Consider the following 23,982-nt stretch of genomic DNA (forward strand, 5'->3'; position numbering starts at 1 on the left):
TGGCGGGGTGGGGTTCTTCGGGTTTAATAAGTAATCAAGCGGACATGATATAACTTCCGAATTTTGAGTTTAGAGGATGAAAGTAAGGTGGGCTATGCTCACCTTTATTTTTTGCCTTTGGTGAAAGATGATATTGCCTGAAAGATTATATGGCGATCGCCTTTTAAATTGATTTAATATCTTTAATATCTGGCGCTGCACCAATACCTACTCTTTGAATGGCGATGTCTACGACGGGTGTAGCTGCGGCAACTTTGCTCAATCTAAAGATTATTTAAAATATCATGAAATTGTAGTAGTATAGCACGAGCATTAACTATCTTTAACTACATCTGATTGTTAATGCTTTTAATAAAATCTACGAGATATACCGTGAACCTAACTATTTATTTCCTCCGTCACGGACAGACAGAATACAGTCGTAATAATTCCTTTTGCGGTTCCATAGACTCAGAACTTACCCCAGAAGGCTTGGGGATGGCAAAGGCTTTTACAGACGCATATAGTTCTATTCTTTGGACAGCAATATTTTCCAGTCCAATGCAGCGAACTATATTTACAGCAAAACCCTTATGTGAAGCAAGAGGGATGGAACCACAACTCAGAGATGGTTTGAAGGAAATTAACTATGGCAAGTGGGAAGGAAAAACGCCAGAAGTAATTAGCCGTGAATATCACGATGATTATATTCGCTGGTTAGCCGATCCCGCTTGGAATGCGCCAACTGGTGGAGAAATGGCAGTTACAATTGCTTCTCGCGCTATGCAGGTAATTGAAGAAATCAAGCGTCTTTACAGCAGTGGTAATGTGTTAGTAGTTTCCCACAAGGCAACTATCAGAATTATTCTGTGTAGTTTACTGGGGATTGATGTGGGACGCTTCCGTTTTCGTTTGGGATGCCCTGTTGCTTCGATCAGTATTGTAGAATTTACCTCACATGGGCCGCTGTTAAAGGTTTTGGCAGACCGTACTCATTTGGATGAGCATTTGCGAAATTTACCAGGAACGTGAGGGGAGTTAGGAGTTAGGAGTTATGAGTTATCGTAAATCAAAGGGTTTAAGACCCCTAGCTCTACAGGTAACGTCAGTTTCAGTCGGGGTTTAAATCCCCGTCTGAAAATGTCTTTAATTTTGAATTTTGAATTTTGAATTTTGAATTGTTAATATTTTTCCCTTGTTGCCCCTCACTCTCTGGCTCAGTATATTTGCAGTCAACGTTTATCCCAATTTTTATTTCAAGTTTTGCCGATGTCATCTGCCTATCTGCTAGTATCTCACGGAAGTCGCGATCGCCGCCCAGAAATTGCTATGCAGCAACTAGCAAAGCTGGTATGTAAGAAATTACCAAAAAACTACAATTCATCAAATAGCGAACATCTGGTTGGCATAGCTACTTTGGAAATGAGTCCTCAGCCTTTACATGAGCAGATTCAACAATTTGCCAAGAGTGCTTTTGGCGATGCCTGGGTTGGGCTACGCCTACGCGGAGTGTCTCAAAACGAAAATCGCCTCAAAATTGTACCGCTATTTCTGCTACCGGGAGTGCATGTCATGACAGATATTCCAGCGGAAGTAACACTAGCACAACAGGCTGTTGGTCAAGACATGATGATTGAGTTGCAACCATACTTAGGCTCTCACCCCAATTTAGAGAAATTGCTGGCAAAGCAAATAGCTGCTATAAAAGCAGAAGCATGGATTCTATTAGCTCATGGTAGCCGTCGCCCAGGTTCACAAGAAACTGTGTTAGCAATGGCGGCAAGTTTGGGATCTGTGGCTGCTTATTGGGCTGGGCCTCCTAGTTTAGAATCACGGGTGAAAGAGTTGGTAGCTGCTGGTTATCGGGAAATTGCAATTTTGCCATACTTTTTATTCGCTGGTGGAATAACCGATGCGATCGCCGCCTCAATCGAGGAGCTAAAATTACAATTTTCGGCGGTGAATTTCCAACTAGCAGAGCCACTGGGAGCAAGTGCAGAATTAGCCGAGCTAATTTGGGATTTAACAGATAGATGAACCGCACAGAAAAACAGGAGAGCAAGTATTTGGGAAAGGTTTATTTAGTCGGTGCGGGGCCAGGAGATCCAGGACTAATAACCTTGAAGGCGAAAGGTTTATTAGAATGTGCAGATGTAGTTATCTATGATGCCTTAGTCAGTCCGGCAATTCTGGCAATGATTAATCCCCAAGCAGAGCAAATTAATGCTGGTAAGCGGAGGGGGAAACATTCGCTGTTCCAGTCAGAAACAACTCAATTGCTGATTGAGAAAGCGCAGGATAATGCAATTGTGGTGCGGCTAAAGGGTGGCGATCCGTTTATTTTTGGTCGCGGTGGCGAAGAGATGGCAGAATTAGTCAAAGCTGGAATATCAACGGAAGTTGTGCCGGGTATCACATCGGGGATTGCAGCCGCCGCCTATGCAGGTATCCCTTTGACTCATCGGCTATATAGTTCTTCAGTGACATTTGTTACTGGTCATGAGGCTGCGGGTAAGTATAGACCGATAGTAAATTGGAGTGCGATCGCCCACGGTTCCGAAACCATTGTAATTTATATGGGAATTCACAATCTACCTTATATTGTGGAACAATTAAGTCTGGCTGGGTTGAATTTAGAAACGCCCATTGCTTTGGTGCGCTGGGGTACGCGACCAGAACAAGAAGAATTGATTGGTACTTTAGAAACAATTGTCAAACAGGTAGAGCAAACTGGATTTGGTGCCCCTGCGATCGCAGTCATTGGACAAGTAGTAAATATGCACAGTATTTTGTCTGCTTGTCGTCCAGTTTGATGATTTGCACAAAAAAAGAAAAATTATCAGTGTAGAGAAAGCCGTTTAAATGGTGGAGTTTTGCTTTCCAGTCTCTTTAAGTTTCTCGAATCCAAAATGCCAATCCTCCTCCCCTACCGCGAGCTGCAATCAAATCTTCCGTCACTGAAAAGAAGGCAAAGAAGGGTAGTTTAGTTATGGGCTGATTGTAGAAATCTTCTATTTTAACTTTACCAAAACGGATTGGTCTGTTGTAAACAACACGACCAAACAGACTGATAAGCATGTGGTTAAAGTCAAACGCCAATAAATTTTTCTGACTTGAATATTGTACTGGCCCCGTGAGCTTTAACAAAACTGGGCCATATTCAACCTGATTAACAATTTCGCCTCTGCCTGAATCCTCTGACAAAGTGGGATTAAAGGAAACATGGACTGTTATAAACTTGGCTACATAGAAACCCTTGTCTAATAGAATTCCCCCGCGCTCTCTGACTTTCTGAGTGCCAGTCACAAAGGAAAGTTGCCATTTACCTAAAAGGGACTCAAACGGATAAGTTAATTGTTGCTGCTTGGCAGATTTTTCTGCTTGTAGCAAGGCATTTACTAATATTTCAGCACTAGGGCGTGTGCCTCTGGGTTCTCGATACGCAGCCGCAGCATGGGATAGCACGGTAACAAAGTCAAATGTCGCTATAGATGTCAAATCAGCTGTCATGCAGGCACTCTGGATTTAACTATTTCTTTGCTTTTGTGAAGATTGTACCGTTATCGGGAGTCGGGAAGAAATATTTTCCTGGTTTGTTGTGAGATTTTACCGGGATTGAGTCCCAAAAACTATCAACCTCTGGTTGGTGGACTGCTGCCCAATTGGAGTAAGCTGTTCCACATTTAACTTGCATAATTAGGGCGCTCATGTTGCCCACCCCACAAGAGTTATGCTTAATTTGGTTATGCAAATTAGATATTTTTCAACTTATAGGCAGCAGCCCCTAGATGGGCATTTCTATGCAGAATATGGGAAGAAGATCATGTCATGTCACCTTGACAGGGCTAATCCTGCCTCTCCTCCGTAGAGTGCCTCTTGACCTTTGGCTCTTGTTAATGTCCAAATTCTGTGACAATAGTTAACAATAAGCCGGAATACTGAATCTAAACTACTCATGAGCCAGAGTTCTCAAAACACCCCTTTACCACCCAAACCCGTTCAATCATATTTCCATTGGTTATACGCTTTCTGGAAATTCTCTCGCCCTCACACGATTATTGGTACAAGTCTGAGTGTTTTAGGTTTATATTTAATTGCGATTGCCATTAGTAATCGTACTAATTTCCTATTCCCTACTCCCTACTCCCTACTTCCTGTCTTAGGTGCATGGATTGCTTGTTTGTGTGGAAATGTCTACATTGTGGGGCTAAATCAATTAGAAGATGTTGATATTGACAAGATTAATAAGCCTCATTTACCGTTGGCATCAGGTGAGTTTTCCCGACAGACGGGGCAATTAATTGTTGCTTTGACTGGGATTTTGGCGCTAGTTGTGGCGTGGCTAACTGGGCCATTCTTATTGGGTATGGTAGCAATTAGTTTGGTCATTGGTACTGCTTATTCTTTACCGCCAATTCGCTTGAAACAGTTTCCATTTTGGGCAGCGCTATGTATTTTTTCGGTGCGCGGCACGATTGTGAATTTAGGATTGTATTTGCATTATAGTTGGGCGCTGAAACAAAGCCAAGTAATTCCGCCCGTGGTGTGGGTGCTGACGTTATTTATCTTGGTGTTTACCTTTGCGATCGCGATCTTTAAAGATATACCAGATATGGAAGGCGATCGCCTCTATAATATCTCTACTTTCACGATCAAACTCGGTTCGCAAGCTGTGTTTAATCTGGCTCTTTGGGTGATAACTGTCTGCTATCTGGGAATAATCCTAGTTGGTGTGCTACGTATTGCCTCAGTTAACCCCATATTTCTGGTAATTGCTCATTTAGCGCTGCTAGTTTGGATGTGGTTGCGGAGTTTCGCAGTAGACTTACAAGATAAAAGTGCGATCGCTCAATTCTACCAATTTATCTGGAAACTCTTTTTTATGGAATATCTAATTTTTCCTCTCGCCTGCTTTTTGGCTTAGACAATGCTAGAAACTTTTCCCACTAGTTCTATTATCGCTGCTCTTGTAGTTGTTCTCAGTCTGTCAATCCTTGGCTATTTCGCTTGGAAAACTTTGATTACCTCAGACTTATTTCAAAAAGGAATCAATCTGGCTCAAGCAAAAGATTATCAAGGGGCAGAAGCAGCCTTTCGCAAAGTGATTTCCCTCAACTCTACTAATGATGTGGTGCGTTTGTTTTTGGGAGATGTTTTAAACCAGCAAGGCCAAGTAGAGGAAGCAACAGAATTATTCCGGGAAGTGATTCGCCGCAGTCCGAAAAATCCTGATGCTTACTTGCGTCTGGCAAATATTCTCATGCAGCAAGAGCGAGAAGAGGAAGCTAAAACTAACCTCCAACAAGCTAAAGATTTATTACAAAAACAGCGCCAACCTGAAAAAGCTAAAAAAATCACTCAACTGTTAGATAAAATGAGTGCTAAGTCAAGTGAATCTTCAGTTTAATGAGAATTGCGGAGATTAAATTTTCTTGTTCCGTCTCCTAATTTTTTTACCATTCCCATCATGATGGTGAGAATGGTTTTTATTTTGGAATTTACTAGTATCTGCCGTAATTATGTCCGCAATTTTTGCAAGTTTGACCACTCCCTTTATACGCCCTTACAATTGTTATAACTCCGCCAAAGCTACGCTTTTACTCCCCTAAGAGCTTGCTCTTAGGGGCTGGGGTGTTTTTATGATGGCAATTAGCCGAACTCGATATTACACGTAAACCAAGCAGATAAGGTAATAAAAATGCTGAAAAACAAGAATCTACTGGTAGCAGCTATTATCTGCTTGTGTTTGAGTAATGCTAGTACTGCCTTTGGTAAAGATGTTGGCGTTGTTTTATCAAAAATTGATGACTCCGCACAGCCCGCAGTTCCTCAGAACAAAAACGCAGTTGCTAACTTCGAGCAAGGAACCAATCTCTATAAACAAGGAGATTTAAAAGGAGCAGAGGCGGCTTTTAGGAAAGCAATTGCACTGGAACCGAACTTTGCACAAGCTTATATTGCTTTGGCAAATACTCTCGACGATCAAGGCAAACCACAAGAAGCGATCGCTCTTTACAAAAAAGCCATTAGCCTCGATCCTAAAGACTCTGAAGCATACTTTAATTTAGGTTTAACTTTAGCAAGACTGAATCAGTTAGAAGCGGCGATCGCCCAATATAAGCAAGCCATCAGCCTTGAACCCAACTATGCTGAAGCTCACTATAACTTAGGAAATGCTCTATACGCTCAAGGCAAGCTAACAGAAGCAGTCACCGAATATACAGCAGCGATTCGCCTCAAACCCAGTTATGCCCCAACTTATGCGCGTCTGGGAAATGCTCTGTACGATCAAGGTAAGCTAGCAGAAGCTGTTAACCAATACAAAAAATCCATTAGCTTCGATCCCAACTATGCAGACGCTCACTATTACTTAGGGAACGCCTTGTACGCTCAACGAAAGCCAGCAGAAGCAGTCGCTGAATATACAGCAGCCATTCGCCTCGAACCGAAAAATCCAGTAGCTTATAATGCTTTGGGAAATGCTTTTTACGCTCAAGGCAAACTAGAAGAAGCGATCGCCCAGTACAAAAAAGCCATTAGCTTCGCTCCCAACTATGCAGACGCTCACTATAATTTAGCAAGCGCTTTTTACGCTCAAGGCAAGCTAGCAGAAGCAATCGCCGACTATACCGAAGCGATTCGCCTTGATCCCAAACATGCACAAGCTTACACGGGTTTGGCAAATGCGATGGACGATCAAGGTAAACCACAAGAAGCGATCGCACATTACAAAAAAGCCATTAGCCTCGTACCCAACGATGCATTCACTTACTATAATTTGGGAATCACTTTAGGAAGACAACAACAGCCACAAGAAGCGATCGTTAATCTCAAAAAAGCCAGAGAGTTATTTCAAGCTGACGAAAACAAGGAAATGGTTGAGCAGGTTGATCGGTTAATCCAAAAAATTAATCCCCAAACGAATTGAATAAATTGGCATGGGGAGTGGGAGTGGGGGAAGCAGAACTATTGATTATTGACAAATGACAAATGACAAATGACAAAAGGGGCAAAGTCTACCTCGTAGGCGCTGGGCCTGGAGATGTGGCATACCTAACAGTAAAAGCTTACAATCTCTTAGCTGCTGCTCAGGTTTTAGTCTACGATGCCTTGGTAGATGCTCAATTATTGCAGTGTGTACCACCTGATTGCTTGAAGTTGGATGTCGGGAAACGCGGTGGTAAACCCAGTACAACCCAAGCACAAATTAACAAGTTACTAGTAAAGCATTGCCATCAAGGAAAACAAGTTGTACGGCTCAAATCAGGCGATCCGTTAATTTTTGGGCGTTGTACTTCCGAAATTGAGGCGTTGAAAGCATCTGGTTGTGATTTTGAACTAGTACCAGGAATTTCCTCAGCCCTTGCAGCACCTTTGTTCGCAGGAATTCCCCTCACAGATCCGGTGTTGAGTCGCGCTTTTGCAGTGCTTACAGCTCATGAACCAGAGGTTTTAGACTGGGAGGCACTGTCACGCTTAGACACACTGGTAATTTTGATGGGAGGGCAAAATCTGCCAGAGATTGTACATCAATTGGTGGGGCACGGGCGATCGCACTTAACACCCATTGCCATCATCCGTTGGGCAGGAACTCCTGATCAACAAATTTGGACAGCGCAACTGGGCAATATTCTGGAACAAACTAGGGAATTATCCCTTTCTCCATCGGTAATTGTGATTGGCGAAGTTGTTGGGCTACGCAAGTACTTACAACCTGAGAATATATATTTAGACGAAATTATCAGGCATTCCCAGGTGGAACCTGTGAACGAGAGTACTACGACACCCCAACCTATGTTAAGTAACTTCCCCTCATCCCCCTCATCTCCTCTTCCCCTGACTGGGAAAACAATCCTGGTGACACGTTCAGTCGGACAATCGAGCCAATTTAGCGATCGCCTCATCGCATCAGGTGCAACAGTCATCGAAATGCCTACTTTAGAAATCGGCCCGCCCTCAAACTGGGAAGCTTTAGATAATGCGATCGCTCATTTATCTGATTTCGACTGGTTAATTCTCACTTCTACCAATGGCATAGACTACTTTTTTGAAAGGCTAATCGCCCAAGGTAAAGATACCCGTGCCTTAGCAGGCGTCAAAATTGCCGTTGTTGGTGAGAAAACAGCCCATAGTCTCAAACAATACTCTCTCCAAGCAGATTTTATTCCCCCCAACTTTATTGCCGATTCTTTAGTGGAAAATTTCCCAGATCAACTGGATGGTAAAAAGGTTTTATTTCCCAGAGTTGAAAGCGGCGGAAGAGAAGTTTTGGTTAAGGAATTAGCTGCCAAGGGAGCAAAGGTGATAGAAGTTGCCGCATATCAATCTTGTTGTCCTACTGGTATTCCACCTGTGGCAGAGTTAGCTCTCCAAAACCGCAAGGTAGATGTGATTACCTTTGCCAGTTCTAAAACTGTGCAATTTTTCTGTCAACTTACTGACAAAATATATTCCAACAATGATGCTAGCCAATTCTTAGAAGGAGTTTGTATTGCATCTATCGGCCCCCAAACCTCCAAAACTTGTCATGCTTTATTCGGGCGTGTAGATGTAGAAGCCCAAGAATATACTTTAGATGGTTTAACCCAAGCACTGATCACATGGGCGACAAATTCTTAATATCAAAAGCCCAATGACAAATGACAACTGACTAATGACAAAACGCATAATCGGCTTAACTGGAGGTATTGCCACAGGCAAAACCACTGTCACCAATTATTTAGCTAGCGCTTATAACCTACCGATTTTGGATGCAGATATTTATGCTAGAGAGGCAGTATCTTTAGGTTCACCTATTCTGGGTGCGATCGCTCAACGTTACGGCGAACAAATTTTACTACCAGATAGCAGCCTCAACCGCCAAAAGCTCGGCGAAATTATCTTTAATCGTCAAGATGAACGCAACTGGATAGAGAATTTGATTCATCCTGATGTGCGCGATCGCTTCCTCAAAGCAATTGCCCAGTCCTCCTCACAAACACTGGTGTTAGTAGTGCCTCTATTATTTGAAGCTGGGATGACTGATTTGGTTACAGAAATCTGGGTAGTGCGTTGTTCCCAAGAGCAACAGTTACAAAGATTGATACAACGAAACCATTTAAATAGAGAACAGGCACGAGCTAGGATCAACAGCCAATTATCTATCGAAGAAAAAGTGGCTCATGCAAATGTCGTTTTAGATAACTCTTCCACCCTAGAAGTATTACTGAAGCATGTAGATGTAGCTCTACAAATCACAAGTAGGGACTAGAAGCTATTGATATTAAAAAATATACATAGACGACGTTCTCAAAACATAAAATGTTTAAAAATGAATATTGTCTAGTTAACCAAAAAATACTCATATTTGACCCAATCTTGTCTAATAATTCGGTGATTGTACAGTTGAAGCTACTGTTGGTATTACTGTAAATTTAAGTGAAGAGTAAAAAAATAGCTGCTATCATCTCTAGTCTTGTATGAGATACTCAAGATTGAAAGTAATCAAGTAATCAACAGTATTAGCAACAGTGAATTTTTACCTCATATATATAGCATCATTAATGACATCAATGGTTTATTTCACGTCAGATACGATTTAGGATAAATTAAACCTTAATATCTCAGAATTAAATCTTAAAAAAACTTAATTTTGAATTATTATTTCTATTTTGAAATTGTTTTTAAGTGCCTTCTCTTCAATCTGAACAGGTATGAACTTAAGTTTTAGTTTTTTAAATAAATTAGCTCTGGTTAGCTCTCCAGCAAAGGAATTAAAACAGAAAAATAAAATACACGATTACAGCCAACAAGTTTGCGGAAGCGACTACGTATTTGAGCGCCTCAATGAAGGAATGATCGGTTACATGACTGGAATAGGGAAAGGCATCAAACCCGGCGATCGCATTATTTTACAAGAAGGTTATGAATCTTATCAATATCAAGTTGAAGAAATTGATTACTACTCCGATCCATCTGATATGTGGATAGCTTTACTCAAGCAAGTACTGGTTGACTAAATATTAAAATCAACCAGTTGCTTCAATTCCATAGGTGAAGATTCTCTTTCTATTACTAGAGAATAAAAAAGTGATATAGCGGTTTTTGATTGGGTGAGGTACAGTTTTGACCTCTCTCCAAACCTCTCTCCTAAAAGGAGAGAGGCTTTGAATTTTTCCCCCTTCCCGCGTCGGGAAGGGGGTTAGGGGGTTAGGTCTGTCTGCATATCTGTACCTCACCGAATTGAAAATGGTTATATATCTATTTTAAATTTATCAAAAAATGAGCTATTAAAGTATTCCTTTCGTAGGATAGCAAGTAAAGATGCAAAAGATTTGGGTTATCTTTATCAAGGTGCATCACTGAACCATCAACTGCTAAGTGGTGATGATCTATCCAACGCTGCTGTGAATCTAGTAAAAAACTGAAGTAGGGGCTGACATCTGGATGATTTTTTGTTAATTCATCGTAGCTTTGATAAAAAGGAGGTATCCCAATTCCCATCGGCATATATAAGCCTTTAGGATACTCTTCTACAGGCAATTGAGGAAGGGTTTTCAGATTAATCCCACTAATGAACAATCTATTTTGTTCACTAGTCTTAATATCTGTGAATACTAACTCAATTTCCTGTAAATTGGTTTCAACGCCAACCGGTTTAATGTTTCTTAAAATAGCTTTGTCAAATTTGCCTATTCTCCAGTATTGATTTCCCCAAGGCTTATTTTGATCGTAAAATCCTGGTGAGCGAAAACTTGCAAATTTAATTTCATTGTTAATAGTATAAAAATCTCTCCATTTTGTGATATTGGTCGCTAGCGTAGTTCTAACTTTTCTACTTTGTTCTCCCGATACAATTATCCTTTCATCAAGGGGGAACTTAGTAGTAACTTCTTTTTCATCAATTACATTTCTCAGAAGATTAGTCTTTACTATTGTGCCACTTGGATCTTGCCAGTGTTCTAATTTCCACCAATGCTGCCAATAAGAAATATTATTAATATGTTCAAAAATATTTTTGTAATGCCCCATCGGGAAGGTAAACCAACTTTGATAATAAAGGGATTTATTACCATCCTCTTTAGTGAAAAGTAGAATTTCCCAAAATCCTGCATTTAAGCAATTATTAGCTAAAGCGACCTCCACGATGTTTTGCTTTTCAAAACCGTCTCCTCCGACAATTTGTATATTTTTTGAATTAGCAGGAAAACTAACCTGTTGTCTGTTCCATTCGCGGTCTGTAAAAGCGATTATTTCTAAACCTGGATCTTTTTTAACCCATTCGGGTGCTTTCGGGACTAATAGCTCTAAATCAACATTTTTTATAACTATTTGCGCCGTTTTTTTATCTGTTGGCTCAAGCACAAAATCGAAATGTGTATTATCTCTCTTAATAATTGTTAGTTTCCTATGAGAATATCTTTGAAAATTTTTACCTAAAGGCGCGGGATTTGCTGGATAATCGACATTAGATAATTCTTGAAGTTTTACACTCATCTGATTATCAAAGTTATATCTGGATTTAAACCAGAAACCCCCTAGTCCCAGTAAACCAAAGCATAGGATCAGGGTACTAAATAAAATCTGTTTCTTCGTGACTCTGAAATTAAGTTTGCCAAATTGGGAAATGCCTCCAATTATTTCCTTTGCAGAGGTATTTTTCATGGGACAAATTTATTTTTATGAGGATGCTGATTAACAGCATAACCATTCTGTGAAACTAATTCCTGGTTTCTATTGGCAAAGCTCATATTAATAAATACTTATCTGGAATTAAAGGGTTTAACAAATTTTGGGGGTTTAAATCAAGAGCTTCATCAAGTGAGCTACTTGCTTTAATTGGTTCAAGTCGAACTAAGCTGTCGAAGAAACTCAATATTCAAGTCTAGCTTTTTTCCTAACCATAAGGAATGAACCGCGTGGTCTGCTACAGCATCGCCTGTCTCAGGGTGGACGAGAATATCCAATCCCTCACGATTGAGCATTAACCAAGGAACGACTTTATCAAACTGATTTGGTAAGAAAGCAACTTGATACATCCCTTGTGGGTGGGGGCCAATGGGCTTGTCAAACCAGCGTCCGAGTTGTACGTCAAACCTAGCGCCCAATCCTTCACGTACACGCGCAGCGACATCCCGACTCGCGGTATCGAAGTAAACATGAGCGTGAAAACCAGTGATCTCGATAGTATCTTCTTTCATAGATCCACTTTTCGCTCTCAACTCTAATTTTGGGTAGCGGACTTTTTCTTTCTCAGTGAAAAAGCGATGTCTACGACGGGCTACGCCTACGCTCAATTTTACCCCAATACCGTGCAGTTAAGGATCGGTTGTGGAGATTGATTCTACAGAGGTCATCTAGTAACTAAGTAGGCGAGAATAAACCAAATTCAGAATTTGGTTCACTAAGATTTATGCAATGTTAGTAGTTAGTTAACCCTTAAAGTGTTTGTAGTTTCTTTGATAACTTCATCTGTTATAGGAGTAACTGAAAGATGCACAACATGCACTGAACAAGGAGCATGGTGAAGAACGTAGTTACTCACACTACCGAGAAATAGTTCCATTAGCCCAGAACGACCCCGACGCCCCATAACAATTAGGTTAGCGCCATAACTACGGGCTAAGTCACAAATGATGCGACCAGGATTACCAATATTTTGTGTAAATTCCGTACTGACACCTGCTGTATTAGCTTGGGCAGAGAAAGATTGCAACATCTGGATACCTTTATTTTTAAAGGTATCCCACTGATTTTGGTATAACTCAAAGCTTTGACTGCTCAATCCCGGATAGTAGTCCAAATTAGACAGCATAGGCCCGTAAGGACTACCCTCTTCTTCGGGAGATAGGACATGCAATAGCATTAAGCTAGCTTGTGTTAACTTTGCTAAACCCAACGCTTCCTCAAAAACCTGTTGCCCTATTTCCGAGTGATCTAATGCAACTATAATCTTTTTAAACATCATACATACCTCCGATTTCATTGGTAATTGGTCTTTACGGTTTCGGGTTTCCAGATGGTGGATTGTCAAACATGACCAAACCCTCAACTATGTTTTGCGACTTTTGAATTTTAAATTTCTTAAAAGTTTTCGCTCTATAGGAATCATATTTGATTTCTGAAAAAATCTCAGTAGTCTTGTAGGGTGCGTTACACTCTGCTAACGCACCCTACGTGTATTTCAAAAATCAAATACTAGTCCTATATATTTATGTTTATAGCAAAATAATCTAAAAAAGTCATTGATGCTGACTTTGTTTATACTTGCGATCAATGAGTGCTAACACCCACGAAGTAAAGACAAGTTTCTAATTATCAAAAGCCGGGGATTCTACTGTTATGGCAAAACTCACCCTTCCGAAGCTGGAACGTCACTTGTTTGCGGCGGCTGATATTTTGCGCGGGAAGATGGACGCTTCTGAATATAAGGAATTTATCTTTGGAATGCTGTTCTTAAAGCGGGCTGCTGATGTGTTTGATGTCCGCTATCAGCAAATTGTCAAGAATTTTATGGATAAAGGAGAGAGTGAGGAAGCTGCTAAGGAAAGAGCGGAAAATGATAACCGCTATATTGCAACTGATGCAGAAGCCTATACGTTATTTGTACCGATAGAATCTCGTTGGAGTACCATAGTTAATACCTTTCATCAACAAATAGGCAACAAACTTAATATTGCCCTACACAATCTTGCTGATGCTAATCCGGCGGTGTTGCAGGATGTTTTTGAACATATTGATTTTAATAAGCAGGTGGGTGGCAAGGGTACGTTAAGCGATTTGCAGTTACGCCAAATGATAGAACATTTTGACAAGCGATCGCTACGGAATGAAGATTTAGAATTTCCCGACTTGTTGGGTGCAGCCTATGAGTATTTAATTTATTTCTTTGCTGACTCTGCTGGTAAAAAAGGCGGTGAATTTTATACTCCCCGTGGGGTGGTAAAGTTAATGGTGCGAATTGTCAACCCCCAAGAAAGGATGGAGGTTTATGACCCCTGCGTAGGTTCGGGGGGTATGTTAATTTTGTCTAAGCAGCACATTGAAGAACACGGTGGAAACTCCCGCAATTTGAGGCTTTACGGTCAAGACAATAATGGGGGAGTTTGGGCTATCTGCAAGATGAATTTATTACTGCATGGCATCCCCAATGCTTTGCTTCATAATGACGATACCTTGATGGTGCCGATTAAAGACGCGGGAAACTTAAAGCATTATGACCGAATATTGAGTAATCCGCCATTTTCGCAAAACTACAGCCTGGGTAATAAAGATAACCCAATGGAGTTTAAAGACCGATTCCGCGTTTTTTGCCCTACGAGTGGAAAAGCTGATTTAATGTTCGCCCAGCACATGCTAGCGGTATTAAAAAAAGATGGGATTATGGCGACAGTTATGCCGCATGGGGTACTGTTTCGCGGTGGAGAAGAGAAGAAAATCCGCCAGTTATTTATTCAAGAAGATAATTTAGAGGCGGTGATTGGCTTACCACCACAATTATTTTATGGTACTGGGATTCCGGCGTGTATTTTGGTGATGCGTCCCAAAGGTGCCAAACCAGCAGCGACTCAAGGTAAAGTGTTATTTATCAACGCTGATGCGGAATTTCAGGCTGGACGCGCTCAAAATTCTTTGCGTCCTGAACATATAGAAAAAATTGTCTCAGCTTATGAAGATTTTACAACTCGTGCCGATTATCCGGGGATTCCTGGTTATGCGGCGGTGGTGACTCAACAACAATTGGCTGACTACGAATACAACTGTAATATTCGCCGCTATGCTGATAATACCCCACCGCCAGAACCTCAAGATGTGCGATCGCATCTTTTGGGCGGTGTACCAAAATCTGAGGTGGATGCAAAGCAGGAATTGTTTGCTAGTCATGGTTTTGACCCGATGACTTTGTTACAACGGCGGAAGGGGTAAACGTGGAAAAACGCTATCCAGATAATTAGTTATGATTCCTACAATCATTGCACCCCACCCCGCCAAAGCTACGCTTTGTCTCCCTTCCCCGCAAGCCTACGGTGTACATACAAATGGGTTTGCCAAAGTAACAAATGAGTTCGCCGAAATAACAAATGAGTTCTCCGAAATAACAAATGCGATCGCCGAAATAACAAATGCGTTCGCCGAAATAACAAATGCGTTCGCCAAAGTAACAAATGCGTTCGCCGTTATTGCAATACTGCAAATCTTTGGTGATGAGGTTTTTCGCGTCAGTTTTACCCCACCCTAACCCTCCCCTTGTAAAGGGGAGGGAACTAGATAGATTTCCAGTCTCCCCCCTTTCCAAGGGGGGATTAAGGGGGGTAATTCACCGTAGCCTTTTAGGAGAGAGGTTTGGAGAGAGGTCAAAATTAATTGCGAATTAATAAATATGAAAGAATATTTAGATTTTCAGCCAACGTTAACGGAACGCGCCCAAATTAAGCAGCGCATTGAAACAGATGCCGGGATTGTACAACAGGAGGAGAAACTGCGGCAAGTTACTCTCAATTGGTGGCAAGAACATCAACAGCGTTTAATTGATTTGCCTAAAAATAAGCAGTTGATGAAGCTGCGGGCAGAATTTTTACAGACTTTTGAGGCGGCGGTGCGTCCCATTGGTTTGTTAGATAGGTTTAAGACTATGGGAGTTATTGCTAGCTGGTGGGAAGATGCTTATGAGGTTTCTGCGGATTTGAAACGTTTAGCGAATTTGGGTTTTAAAGGTTTGATTGATTCTTGGGTGGATACAATTCGGGATGCTTTGGAAGATACGGAAAGTAAGCAATCTGGTAATAAGTTTGACGCTTTGAGTCACAAAATTGTCCCGGCGCTGGTTCCCCAGTATTTGCAACAGTTGGAAGATGCTGAGGCGGATGTGGCGACGTTGGAACAGGAAAAGGAAGCTTTTGAACAAGGGGAAGAAGGGGAAGCGTCGGAAGATGGGGAAGCTGTTAATTTTGTCAAGCTATTAGAAGAACAACTGAAGGATTTGAAATATGCAATTAAGGATGGTCAAAAACGGCTGAAGGAATTGCTGGGAACTGACCGCAAGAAGGGATCAATTAAGTATGAGAATAAGCAGGGGAATGATACAACTGATTTAGAAGAGGAATTGGCTTATCTGCAATCAATGGTGATCCCAAAAGAGCAGGAAATTGCCGAGATTGAGGTGCAATTGCAACCTTATAAGGAGATTTTGGAAAGGTTGAGGGAAGCACGTAAGCGGGTGCGGGAGTTGAAAGGGTTGCTTGTAAAGGAGTTGGAAGCGGCGAGTGCAGGTTTAAGTGAGGAGAAAGCGCAGGGGTTGGTGTTGGATTTGTTTAAGGCGGATTTGTTGATGCAGTTGGAGAGATATGTGAGTGAACACCGTCAGATGGTGATTGCTGCGGTAGAGAATTGGTGGGATAAGTATCGGGTGACGTTGGCGGAAATTGAGAAGGAAGAGGAGGAGGTTAATTTACAGTTGAGTGAGTTGTTGAGGGGGTTGGGGTATGTTTCAGACTTTGCCTAAAGACGGTGGTCTTTCATCTCTAGGAACCATCCCCGATGATTGGGAAATTGTGACGTTTAAGGATGTTTGCGAAGTAAGGCAAGGGTTGCAAATTGCAATTTCCAAGAGATATAAGAATTACAAAAATGGCAGGTTCGTTTACATCACTATTGAATACCTAAACAATCTTAATAATCAGAATTTGTTAGAATACATTGATTCACCAGGTGCGCGTGTTATTTGTAAGCACAATGATGTTCTTGTTGCTAGAACAGGAGCGACAGGAAAAATAATTACTGGAGTTGAAGGAGTCTTTCATAATAACTTCTTTTTGGTTGATTACAATCGAAAAGAAGTCGATATAAATTATTTGGTACACTATCTTAAATTTGAACCTGTTCAAAAAGAAATAAAATTTAGAGCAGGAACTACAACAATTCCTGACCTCAATCATGGCGACTTTTATTCACTAACATTTATTAAGCCAAAGATACCTGAACAGCAAAAGATTGCTGAAATTCTCGACGCGATTGATAAAGCGATCGCACTCACCGACACTCACATTACAAAACTTAAAAAAGCTAAAGCCGGACTGCTGCACGACCTCCTCACACGCGGTATTGACGATCATGGCGAACTGAGAGATTATACACGTAACCCTGAATTATTTAAGCGATCGGCCTTGGGGATAATTCCGAAAGATTGGGATGTTTCATCAGTTACTTTTGAGTTTGATATCATTTCAGGTTTCACTCTTGGAGAACATCGAAGACCACTTAATAAGAAACGGAAGTATCTGCGTGTTGCGAATGTCAAGCGTGAAAACATTATTTTGGATGATATTGCAGAGATTGAGGCTAATGATGATGAATTTGTTGCCCGTCAACTTGAAGAAAATGACTTACTTATTGTTGAGGGTCACGCAGATCCAAATGAAATTGGGAGATGTGCCATTGTCTCAGATGAAGCAGTTGGTCTTACTTTTCAAAATCACCTTTTTAGACTTCGTTCTAAGGTAATAAACCCCAAATTTGCATTATTTTGGCTAAACAGTGCATGGGTTCGTTCGTATTGGAAATGTTTGTGTGGAACAAGTTCAGGACTGAATACCATTAACCAAACTATGCTGAATGCTCTATTAGTCTTAGTACCTAACAAAAAAGAGCAAATTGATATTGTTGAACGAATTGAGACATATAAAGAACGAATTATTAAAAAGGAAACGTATTTAAAAAAACTCAAACTTTTAAAAAAAGGCTTAATGTCAGACCTATTAACCGGACGGGTGCGCGTCAAAATTTAACCAACAAACGATAAAACAATACAGTTCAGTTAAGCATTTCTTTCTTCTCTTCCTTTGCGTCCTTGGCGGTTCGTTAAAAAAATTGACTTTAACCAAAGAGTTAAGACTTAACTAAACCGTATTCAAATATAAAATACAAAAAAATCGGCAAAAACAGCAATGATTGCAACACCCAATAAATACCAGATGACCCCTGACGAATATCTCCAATGGGAAGCGACACAGGAGATTAAACACGAGTATATAAATGGCGAAGTTTACGCCATGACAGGGGGGACAATTCCCCATAATGCTATAGCTATTAACCTCATCGCCGCACTAAGACCCCATGTAAGAGGAAGTTCTTGCCGAGTTTTGGGTTCTGACGCCAAAGTGGGAATTACAGAAAAAGGTTCCTTCTTCTATCCTGATGTACTTGTAACCTGCAACGCCCAAGATAGACAAGCGATTCAAGTCATTCGATTCCCTAAACTGATTGTTGAAGTTCTTTCTCCCGGAACTGAAGCCTACGACCGAGGTGCTAAATTTGCCCAATATCGCCGCCTAGAGAGTTTGCAAGAATACGTACTAATTAATTCCGAAAGCATTGGTGTAGAAATATTCCGCATCAACGAACGCAGCAAATGGGAACTAACTTCTTATACCAACGGCGACGAAATTGAGTTAGTTTGTATTGAGTTTAAATTTCCTATCGCACTGCTGTACGAAGACGTAGAACTTCCGCCACAGGAGGCGCAAAATGTCGGGACTTGAATACACATCTACAGAATTACCCACAATCGAACAACTCCAAAAAATGCGACAACTTCCCGGCGGTTTAGGCTGGGAATACATCGAAGCAAACCATTTAGCAACAACCCCCGAACAACGGGACAATTACCACGAAGTTCTCCTAATTCCCCGACTCCAGCGCCAACTGCGAGAAATCAACCCCGACGCCAACGGACAACCCTGGCTAGACGAACGCCGCATCAACCAAGCCATCAGCCAACTGCAAAACCTCGGCCCCGGTAAACTGATGGAGAAAAACGAAACCCTGACAAAACTTCTCCTCACAGGCGTAAAAGTCGAAGGACTCACAGGTAAACAAACTAGCATCAACCTGATAGACTTCGACCACCCGGAACGTAACGACTTTCTCGCCATCAGCCAATTCCGCATCGACCCACCGGGAGTAAAAGGCCCCAAAGGTCACTACCGCCCCGATATCATTTTGTTTGTCAACGGTATTCCCCTCGTCGTCATCGAATGCAAAGCCCCAGGTGCAGATATGCTAAAATCGGGGATTCAAGACTTGCTAACTTACTCCAACCAACGCCACAGCCAGCAACCCGAAGGAATTGAGCGCTTATTTCACTACAATCAATTGATGATTTCCTGCACCTCCGGGCGGGCTGTCGTGGGTACGGTGGGGAGTCAACCCAAGCATTATCTGGAATGGAAAGACACCAGCCCGTTTGATTCCAGCTTTATCGCCCAGGTTTGTAGTCAGAATTTTAGTGTTGATTTGAGCGCTGAAGCGCCCACTACAAACGAGGATTTAATTGATATATCGGGGCTTAATCGCCGTCAGCAACTCATCGCTGGGATGCTTCACCCCGCGAATTTGCTGGACATCTTGCGCCACTATATCCTGTTCACAACCAAACACAACCGGCGCATCAAAATAGTCCCGCGTTACCAACAATTCCGAGGCGTATCCAAAGCCGTTGACCGCTTGCTACACGGTAAAACCAAAACAGAACACGGTAGCCAAGACCAGCGCGGCGGTATTATCTGGCACTACCAAGGCTCAGGTAAAAGCTTGGATATGGTGTTTATCCTCCGCAAACTGCGGACAATTCCCCAACTTCAACAGTTTAAAGCGGTCATCGTTACCGATCGCACAGATTTAGAAGACCAACTATCAGAAACAGCAACCCTTTCCGGTCAAACTTTGCAAGTCGCCCAAAACATCAAAGATTTAGCAAAGAAACTGCGACAAACAGGGCCGGGTATTGTTTTTGGGATGGTTCAGAAATTTAACAAAATTAATGAACCGAAAGAATACGCTGATATTGATGAACTAAACAATGCTCTCAATCCCTCAGAAGACATTTTACTATTAATCGACGAAGCACACCGCTCTCATAATAAAACTCTCCACGCATATTTATCAGCAGCTTTACCCAACTGCGCCAAAATTGGTTTTACAGGAACTCCGATAATCTCCGCGCAGAAAAAGAAAACCGCCGAAATCTTTGCTAATGACGAAAATCCTTATATTGATATCTACAGTATTCGGGATTCCCAAAAAGATAAAGTTACCGTTCCCATTTTCTACGAAGGGTTGGAAACAATGGGAGCAGTCAAAGGAGCCACTACTCTAGACCAACTTTTTGAGGTGCTATTTCAAGATTACACCCCAGAAGAACGGGCTGCGATTAAATCCAAATACGCCGGAAAAAAGAATGTCCTCAACGCCAAAGAACTGATGAAGTCCAAGGCTAGACATATCTTACGCCACTATGTCACCCGAATTATGCCGGATAAATTTAAAGCTCAGGTAGCAGCTAGCGATCGCCAAGCTTGCGTTTTGTACCAAGAATATCTTACCGCAGCTAAAACCGAACTGATTCAAGAATTAGAATCAAAAGCCGTTATTTTACAAAGTCTGAAATTAGAATCCGCACCAGCCGAATATCGCACCTTGGTACAAGCTTATCCTTACCTAGATACCATCAAGCGCCTGGAATTTGCGGCGATTATCTCCGCCAACAGCAAACAAGACCCTCAAGCCTGGAAACAATGGACGGATGAAAACAACCAAACTACTTACAAAAACCGCTTCTGGAAAAACTTAGATGAAGACGGTTTAGCTTTTTTAATAGTGAATAATAAATTGCTGGTAGGCTTCGACGCACCTTTAGAACAAGTGCTATATGTAGACCGCAGCTTAGTAGAACATGATTTATTGCAAGCGATCGCTCGTACTAATCGCACCGCCGAAGGTAAAGACTACGGTTTAATTGTAGACTATTACGGTATCGATATCGCCGCCGCTATGAGTGTCTACGATCAAGAAGATGTGGATGGCGCTTGGTTTGATATCCAAGAAGAATTACCCAAATTAGACGAAACCCACCGCTGGGTAATGAATTTTTGGCAAGAACGCAACTTAAATATTGACGATGACAAAGAAGCTTGTGTAAATATCCTAAATCATGACGAGCGATCGCGTGCAGAATTTTATCAACTGCTGCGGGAATTTCTGCAAGGAATGGATGCCTTTTTACCTCGTCCCCAAGCTTTGCGCTACCTCAAAGATGCGAAAAAATTGGGAGAATTAAAGAAATTAGTCGATGATATTTTCCGGGATGAACGCCCAGAAGACGCGAAAGAAAAAGTTCAAGCGCTGATAGACGAACACATTCAATCTCAAGGGATTAACCTGAAAGTTTCACCAGTAAATATTTTAGACTTGGACTTTGAGCAACGGGTACAACAAAGACATTCCGTACAAACTCGTGCGGCGGAAATGGAACATGCCATCAGATACCACATCCGCACCCATCTAGACGATGACCCAGTTTATTACCGCAACCTCAGCGACAAACTAGAAGAAATTTTACAACGTTTGGGTGACAATTGGAATGCGATCGCTACAGAATTTTTAAACCTAGCTCAAAAAGTCCGAGCCGAACAAACCGAAGTCAGCGAAAATCAACCATCAGCCCGAATTCGCCCCTTCTTCAATGTTCTCATCGATACGCTGGAGTCACCAACACCCGAAATTTCCACCCAACTCCAAAACTTTACCACCGAACTCGTAGACTTTATCTACAATCAAAGTCATCTAATCGGCTTCTGGAACGACTTGGTAGCTAGAGATAACCTCCGCAAACAAATCTGGTTAGAATTAGAAGATTTAAATCTCTTCCCAGATAGTAAACTAGATGACTTAGCAGACCAAATTACCCAATTAGCCGAACGACACGATGCAAATCGAGGGCGATGAAAACCATTAATGTTGGAGAACTCTCTTTTGAACTACGCGAAAGTCCCCGTCGTCGCACAGTTGAAATTACCATCGAACGCGACGGGAAACTAATCTTAACAACACCACCTCAAGTCCCTCTGGAAAAACTAGGGGAAATTATCGAACAACGCCGCTTCTGGATTTACAGCAAACTGCTGAAAAAATCAGCGATAAAACAGCCAACTGCACAAAAAACTTATCTACCTGGCGAAGGCTTTCACTATTTAGGACGCAGCTATCGCCTGAAATTAGTAGACAGCGCAGACAACCCCCTTAGACTTTACCACGGACGCTTTGAACTTTTGCGATCTGCTGAAAGCAGCAGCGCTTCGCTATCGCATCAACAGCAAGGTCAAGATTTATTTATTCAGTGGTATCGCGGACATATCCATCAGCATTTAGAATCAATTACTACATCCATCGCCAACAGAATCGGCAAAGAACCAACTTCTATACAAGTGCGCGAACTCGGTAATCGTTGGGGTTCATGTAATCCCAAAGGTGATATTTATTTCCATTGGCGTATTGCTTTGCTTCCTAGTTCCATGATAGAATATATAGTCGTTCATGAAATGGTTCACTTAATTCAACCCAACCACAATAGAGATTTTTGGGACAGGGTAGAGCGAATCTTACCTGACTGTATGGATAGAAAAGAGTGGTTAGCAAAAAACGGCGCAATTTTTAGTTTATAAATTGCGATGAGGCTAGCAGTCTGTCAAGGAAAATCATTTTCTAGAGGTTCTTCCCAGTTGATCAGGCAAACGGTTTGGGTGTTTTATCAAACTATGTCATCTTTTATCGTAAATTAAAGGGTTTAAGACCCCTACATCTCATGTAGCACCCATTTCAGTCGGGGTTTAAATCCCCGTCTGAAATTTCTTTAATTTTGAATTTTGTTAGCGTAGCGTTAGCGAGTCTGCGAGCGTCATTTTGAATTTTGAATTGTTAATTGTGTCATCCGTGAATTTTCTGTCTAGCTTAATGTTTGTAACCAGGAAGTACCTGTGAGATTAGTATCTACTGTGGCTAAGGTCAACTGGTGGTAAACTGCGGTAGCTGCAATAAAGCGATCGCCTGGGTCTTGGTGTGGTAGCTCAATCTGACGGCTTAAAATAGCGATGTGGCGGTTAAGTGGAGCTTCACGAATTTCTAGGGTATTTAAAGCTAAATCGACCCATGCAACTGGATTAGGCTGTAAAGATAGTCGTCCTTTTTCTGCTAAAAGTAGCGTTTCCCAGATACTAATTGGACTTAGCCAAAGTTCGGTTGTTGCTGCTGCAATAGTGGTTTGAAGCCCAGGAGATAGGCGTTCGTTACCAAGCAAATACCAAAGCCAGATGTGGGTATCAAGTAAGAGCTTCACTGAAGTGCTTCCCATGTGGTAGCAGGGATTACTGGAGCAATCACGTCTCCCAATATTTCGCCGCTACCCTTCATTGCTCCAAATACTGGGCGCTGGGGTTGAGGGGTAGCAGGATAGATAATTACTAAGGGTTCCCCGTCATGTGTGACGGTTAAAGGTGTTTTAGTGCGTTGTATTTCTGCAAATATTTGTTGGAGCGTTTCGGGTAATTCAGTGGTAGCAATGTGTTCCATAGAGGGCTTTAAAGCTATTCTTGTAATTCAAGAGCCTTGGACTGTAATATATTAAATTAGAAAACATATCTTAGCCGAGTTTTACAGGCTGATTTTGGACATTAATTCTTTAAAATGGTGTACATCTGCAAATAGCGACATCTAATTTGCGAATGTACAGGTGGGTTGAAAGTAATCTTCTTCTCCGCTAGCAAAAAACTCAATCATGGTTTCAACAACCACCTCGGCTAGAGGTAGATCAAAAAAATAAGCAATAGAAAATATGTATTCGTACTAACCAGATTTGAAAATGGTTAAAGAGTACAACTAAGTTATTAGGAGGGTTGAAAGGAGTGCTGCGATCGAACAAATGTTAAGGAAAAATAATTTCCTTGTGGTAAATTTTACAGTTAATGACGAAAGAAGACGACGTTAATTTGCGAAAACCTAATATACTAAAATTAGTAACACAAATTTACGAAATCGACCTTAATTGGCAAAAAGCGACATTAATTTGCGAATAGCGACATCTAATTTGCGAATGTACACAAATGGAGAATAACGGATTCGAACCGATGGCCTCTGCGGTGCGATCGCAGCACTCTACCAACTGAGCTAATTCCCCTTAATCGGTGCCAAGTCAAG

24 protein-coding genes and 1 tRNA gene are annotated in these 23,982 nt (G+C 41.6%); 16 read left to right on the forward strand and 9 right to left on the reverse strand.

The genetic code is table 11. From position 1 onward, the window contains the following. Positions 1-372 precede the first annotated feature (372 nt). Positions 373-1,011 carry a histidine phosphatase family protein gene (locus tag HWQ41_RS01355; RefSeq protein ID WP_292759226.1) on the forward strand — a complete coding sequence of 213 codons (639 nt, stop codon included), beginning with the start codon at positions 373-375 and terminating at the stop codon, positions 1,009-1,011. A 79-nt stretch (positions 1,012-1,090) separates the two neighbouring features. Here HWQ41_RS01355 and HWQ41_RS01360 read toward each other — a convergent pair whose 3' ends face one another. Beyond that, entirely contained in the window at positions 1,091-1,255 is a 165-nt protein-coding gene (locus tag HWQ41_RS01360; protein WP_292759229.1) for a hypothetical protein, read from the reverse strand. Here HWQ41_RS01360 and HWQ41_RS01365 point away from each other — a divergent pair. Beyond that, the gene (locus HWQ41_RS01365) at positions 1,249-2,016 is read left to right on the forward strand and encodes a sirohydrochlorin chelatase (RefSeq protein ID WP_292759231.1); all 768 of its coding nucleotides are present in this window, start codon (positions 1,249-1,251) and stop codon (positions 2,014-2,016) included. The two genes, HWQ41_RS01360 and HWQ41_RS01365, sit on opposite strands and share 7 nt — an antisense overlap. Beyond that, entirely contained in the window at positions 2,013-2,792 is a 780-nt protein-coding gene (gene cobA / locus HWQ41_RS01370; RefSeq protein WP_292759234.1) for a uroporphyrinogen-III C-methyltransferase, read from the forward strand. Before HWQ41_RS01365 ends, cobA (HWQ41_RS01370) begins: the two co-directional genes overlap by 4 nt. A gap of 76 nt (positions 2,793-2,868) precedes the next feature. On the opposite strand, the gene HWQ41_RS01375 is transcribed toward cobA (HWQ41_RS01370), so the two are convergent. Next, positions 2,869-3,489: a hypothetical protein gene (locus HWQ41_RS01375; protein ID WP_292759235.1), complete on the reverse strand. Its 621-nt coding sequence runs from the start codon at positions 3,487-3,489 to the stop codon at positions 2,869-2,871. A gap of 19 nt (positions 3,490-3,508) precedes the next feature. Beyond that, positions 3,509-3,688: a hypothetical protein gene (locus HWQ41_RS01380; protein WP_292759237.1), complete on the reverse strand. Its 180-nt coding sequence runs from the start codon at positions 3,686-3,688 to the stop codon at positions 3,509-3,511. A 246-nt stretch (positions 3,689-3,934) separates the two neighbouring features. On the opposite strand from HWQ41_RS01380, the gene HWQ41_RS01385 reads away from it, so the two are divergent. From HWQ41_RS01385 to HWQ41_RS01410, 6 genes are all read left to right on the forward strand, one after another. Continuing rightward, positions 3,935-4,903: a homogentisate phytyltransferase gene (locus HWQ41_RS01385; protein ID WP_292759240.1), complete on the forward strand. Its 969-nt coding sequence runs from the start codon at positions 3,935-3,937 to the stop codon at positions 4,901-4,903. A gap of 3 nt (positions 4,904-4,906) precedes the next feature. After that, positions 4,907-5,386: a tetratricopeptide repeat protein gene (locus HWQ41_RS01390; RefSeq protein ID WP_292759242.1), complete on the forward strand. Its 480-nt coding sequence runs from the start codon at positions 4,907-4,909 to the stop codon at positions 5,384-5,386. A gap of 291 nt (positions 5,387-5,677) precedes the next feature. Beyond that, positions 5,678-6,907, forward strand: a complete 1,230-nt coding sequence (locus tag HWQ41_RS01395; protein ID WP_292759245.1) for a tetratricopeptide repeat protein — start codon at positions 5,678-5,680, stop codon at positions 6,905-6,907. Between the two features lie 62 nt (positions 6,908-6,969). Next, complete coding sequence (gene cobA, locus HWQ41_RS01400; RefSeq protein WP_292759247.1) at positions 6,970-8,598, forward strand: uroporphyrinogen-III C-methyltransferase; 1,629 nt, start codon at positions 6,970-6,972, stop codon at positions 8,596-8,598. A gap of 34 nt (positions 8,599-8,632) precedes the next feature. Then, on the forward strand, positions 8,633-9,229 hold the full coding sequence (coaE, locus tag HWQ41_RS01405; protein ID WP_292759249.1) for a dephospho-CoA kinase: 597 nt from the start codon (positions 8,633-8,635) through the stop codon (positions 9,227-9,229). A 442-nt stretch (positions 9,230-9,671) separates the two neighbouring features. Then, complete coding sequence (locus HWQ41_RS01410; protein ID WP_292759252.1) at positions 9,672-9,977, forward strand: hypothetical protein; 306 nt, start codon at positions 9,672-9,674, stop codon at positions 9,975-9,977. A gap of 241 nt (positions 9,978-10,218) precedes the next feature. On the opposite strand, the gene HWQ41_RS01415 is transcribed toward HWQ41_RS01410, so the two are convergent. The 3 genes from HWQ41_RS01415 to HWQ41_RS01425 all read right to left on the reverse strand — a co-directional run bounded on the left by HWQ41_RS01415 (position 10,219) and on the right by HWQ41_RS01425 (position 12,922). Next, complete coding sequence (locus HWQ41_RS01415; protein WP_292759254.1) at positions 10,219-11,622, reverse strand: hypothetical protein; 1,404 nt, start codon at positions 11,620-11,622, stop codon at positions 10,219-10,221. Positions 11,623-11,801: 179 nt separating this feature from the next. Then, complete coding sequence (locus HWQ41_RS01420; RefSeq protein WP_292759257.1) at positions 11,802-12,158, reverse strand: DOPA 4,5-dioxygenase family protein; 357 nt, start codon at positions 12,156-12,158, stop codon at positions 11,802-11,804. A 227-nt stretch (positions 12,159-12,385) separates the two neighbouring features. Next, entirely contained in the window at positions 12,386-12,922 is a 537-nt protein-coding gene (locus HWQ41_RS01425; protein WP_292759319.1) for a universal stress protein, read from the reverse strand. Positions 12,923-13,299: 377 nt separating this feature from the next. On the opposite strand from HWQ41_RS01425, the gene HWQ41_RS01430 reads away from it, so the two are divergent. The 7 genes from HWQ41_RS01430 (at position 13,300) to HWQ41_RS01460 (ending at position 22,454) form a co-directional block, all read left to right on the forward strand. Further along, on the forward strand, positions 13,300-14,883 hold the full coding sequence (locus tag HWQ41_RS01430; protein ID WP_292759260.1) for a class I SAM-dependent DNA methyltransferase: 1,584 nt from the start codon (positions 13,300-13,302) through the stop codon (positions 14,881-14,883). A 31-nt stretch (positions 14,884-14,914) separates the two neighbouring features. After that, complete coding sequence (locus tag HWQ41_RS01435) at positions 14,915-15,196, forward strand: hypothetical protein (RefSeq protein ID WP_292759263.1); 282 nt, start codon at positions 14,915-14,917, stop codon at positions 15,194-15,196. Between the two features lie 141 nt (positions 15,197-15,337). Continuing rightward, positions 15,338-16,459 carry a hypothetical protein gene (locus tag HWQ41_RS01440; protein WP_292759266.1) on the forward strand — a complete coding sequence of 374 codons (1,122 nt, stop codon included), beginning with the start codon at positions 15,338-15,340 and terminating at the stop codon, positions 16,457-16,459. After that, a complete protein-coding gene (locus tag HWQ41_RS01445) occupies positions 16,440-17,741 on the forward strand; it encodes a restriction endonuclease subunit S (RefSeq protein WP_292759269.1) in 1,302 nt (433 codons plus the stop codon). Before HWQ41_RS01440 ends, HWQ41_RS01445 begins: the two co-directional genes overlap by 20 nt. A 159-nt stretch (positions 17,742-17,900) precedes the next feature. Next, a complete protein-coding gene (locus HWQ41_RS01450; RefSeq protein ID WP_292759272.1) occupies positions 17,901-18,494 on the forward strand; it encodes a Uma2 family endonuclease in 594 nt (197 codons plus the stop codon). Next, entirely contained in the window at positions 18,481-21,738 is a 3,258-nt protein-coding gene (locus HWQ41_RS01455; RefSeq protein ID WP_292759275.1) for an HsdR family type I site-specific deoxyribonuclease, read from the forward strand. Before HWQ41_RS01450 ends, HWQ41_RS01455 begins: the two co-directional genes overlap by 14 nt. Then, positions 21,735-22,454, forward strand: a complete 720-nt coding sequence (locus tag HWQ41_RS01460) for a SprT family zinc-dependent metalloprotease (RefSeq protein ID WP_292759278.1) — start codon at positions 21,735-21,737, stop codon at positions 22,452-22,454. Before HWQ41_RS01455 ends, HWQ41_RS01460 begins: the two co-directional genes overlap by 4 nt. Before the next feature lie 281 nt (positions 22,455-22,735). On the opposite strand, the gene HWQ41_RS01465 is transcribed toward HWQ41_RS01460, so the two are convergent. The 3 genes from HWQ41_RS01465 to HWQ41_RS01475 all read right to left on the reverse strand — a co-directional run bounded on the left by HWQ41_RS01465 (position 22,736) and on the right by HWQ41_RS01475 (position 23,962). Next, complete coding sequence (locus HWQ41_RS01465) at positions 22,736-23,125, reverse strand: type II toxin-antitoxin system VapC family toxin (RefSeq protein ID WP_292759281.1); 390 nt, start codon at positions 23,123-23,125, stop codon at positions 22,736-22,738. Then, entirely contained in the window at positions 23,122-23,358 is a 237-nt protein-coding gene (locus HWQ41_RS01470) for a type II toxin-antitoxin system Phd/YefM family antitoxin (RefSeq protein WP_292759284.1), read from the reverse strand. The genes HWQ41_RS01465 and HWQ41_RS01470 overlap by 4 nt, the downstream gene beginning before the upstream one ends. Before the next feature lie 531 nt (positions 23,359-23,889). Further along, positions 23,890-23,962: transfer RNA gene (locus HWQ41_RS01475), tRNA-Ala, on the reverse strand. Between the last annotated feature and the right edge of the window lie 20 nt (positions 23,963-23,982).

This window comes from Nostoc sp. NOS(2021), from assembly GCF_017115025.1.
Lineage (GTDB): Bacteria > Cyanobacteriota > Cyanobacteriia > Cyanobacteriales > Nostocaceae > Nostoc.

What these genes read in the sequence shown, in the direction of transcription:
- HWQ41_RS01365 (WP_292759231.1), top strand. Translation starts at nt 1,249, where the DNA reads ATGTCATCTGCCTATCTGCTAGTATCTCACGGAAGTCGCGATCGCCGC.
- HWQ41_RS01360 (WP_292759229.1), bottom strand. Translation starts at nt 1,255, where the DNA reads ATGACATCGGCAAAACTTGAAATAAAAATTGGGATAAACGTTGACTGC.
- cobA (WP_292759234.1), top strand. Translation starts at nt 2,013, where the DNA reads ATGAACCGCACAGAAAAACAGGAGAGCAAGTATTTGGGAAAGGTTTAT.
- HWQ41_RS01375 (WP_292759235.1), bottom strand. Translation starts at nt 3,489, where the DNA reads ATGACAGCTGATTTGACATCTATAGCGACATTTGACTTTGTTACCGTG.
- HWQ41_RS01380 (WP_292759237.1), bottom strand. Translation starts at nt 3,688, where the DNA reads ATGAGCGCCCTAATTATGCAAGTTAAATGTGGAACAGCTTACTCCAAT.
- HWQ41_RS01385 (WP_292759240.1), top strand. Translation starts at nt 3,935, where the DNA reads ATGAGCCAGAGTTCTCAAAACACCCCTTTACCACCCAAACCCGTTCAA.
- HWQ41_RS01390 (WP_292759242.1), top strand. Translation starts at nt 4,907, where the DNA reads ATGCTAGAAACTTTTCCCACTAGTTCTATTATCGCTGCTCTTGTAGTT.
- HWQ41_RS01395 (WP_292759245.1), top strand. Translation starts at nt 5,678, where the DNA reads ATGCTGAAAAACAAGAATCTACTGGTAGCAGCTATTATCTGCTTGTGT.
- cobA (WP_292759247.1), top strand. Translation starts at nt 6,970, where the DNA reads ATGACAAATGACAAAAGGGGCAAAGTCTACCTCGTAGGCGCTGGGCCT.
- coaE (WP_292759249.1), top strand. Translation starts at nt 8,633, where the DNA reads ATGACAAAACGCATAATCGGCTTAACTGGAGGTATTGCCACAGGCAAA.
- HWQ41_RS01410 (WP_292759252.1), top strand. Translation starts at nt 9,672, where the DNA reads ATGAACTTAAGTTTTAGTTTTTTAAATAAATTAGCTCTGGTTAGCTCT.
- HWQ41_RS01415 (WP_292759254.1), bottom strand. Translation starts at nt 11,622, where the DNA reads ATGAAAAATACCTCTGCAAAGGAAATAATTGGAGGCATTTCCCAATTT.
- HWQ41_RS01420 (WP_292759257.1), bottom strand. Translation starts at nt 12,158, where the DNA reads ATGAAAGAAGATACTATCGAGATCACTGGTTTTCACGCTCATGTTTAC.
- HWQ41_RS01425 (WP_292759319.1), bottom strand. Translation starts at nt 12,922, where the DNA reads ATGTTTAAAAAGATTATAGTTGCATTAGATCACTCGGAAATAGGGCAA.
- HWQ41_RS01430 (WP_292759260.1), top strand. Translation starts at nt 13,300, where the DNA reads ATGGCAAAACTCACCCTTCCGAAGCTGGAACGTCACTTGTTTGCGGCG.
- HWQ41_RS01435 (WP_292759263.1), top strand. Translation starts at nt 14,915, where the DNA reads ATGATTCCTACAATCATTGCACCCCACCCCGCCAAAGCTACGCTTTGT.
- HWQ41_RS01440 (WP_292759266.1), top strand. Translation starts at nt 15,338, where the DNA reads ATGAAAGAATATTTAGATTTTCAGCCAACGTTAACGGAACGCGCCCAA.
- HWQ41_RS01445 (WP_292759269.1), top strand. Translation starts at nt 16,440, where the DNA reads ATGTTTCAGACTTTGCCTAAAGACGGTGGTCTTTCATCTCTAGGAACC.
- HWQ41_RS01450 (WP_292759272.1), top strand. Translation starts at nt 17,901, where the DNA reads ATGATTGCAACACCCAATAAATACCAGATGACCCCTGACGAATATCTC.
- HWQ41_RS01455 (WP_292759275.1), top strand. Translation starts at nt 18,481, where the DNA reads ATGTCGGGACTTGAATACACATCTACAGAATTACCCACAATCGAACAA.
- HWQ41_RS01460 (WP_292759278.1), top strand. Translation starts at nt 21,735, where the DNA reads ATGAAAACCATTAATGTTGGAGAACTCTCTTTTGAACTACGCGAAAGT.
- HWQ41_RS01470 (WP_292759284.1), bottom strand. Translation starts at nt 23,358, where the DNA reads ATGGAACACATTGCTACCACTGAATTACCCGAAACGCTCCAACAAATA.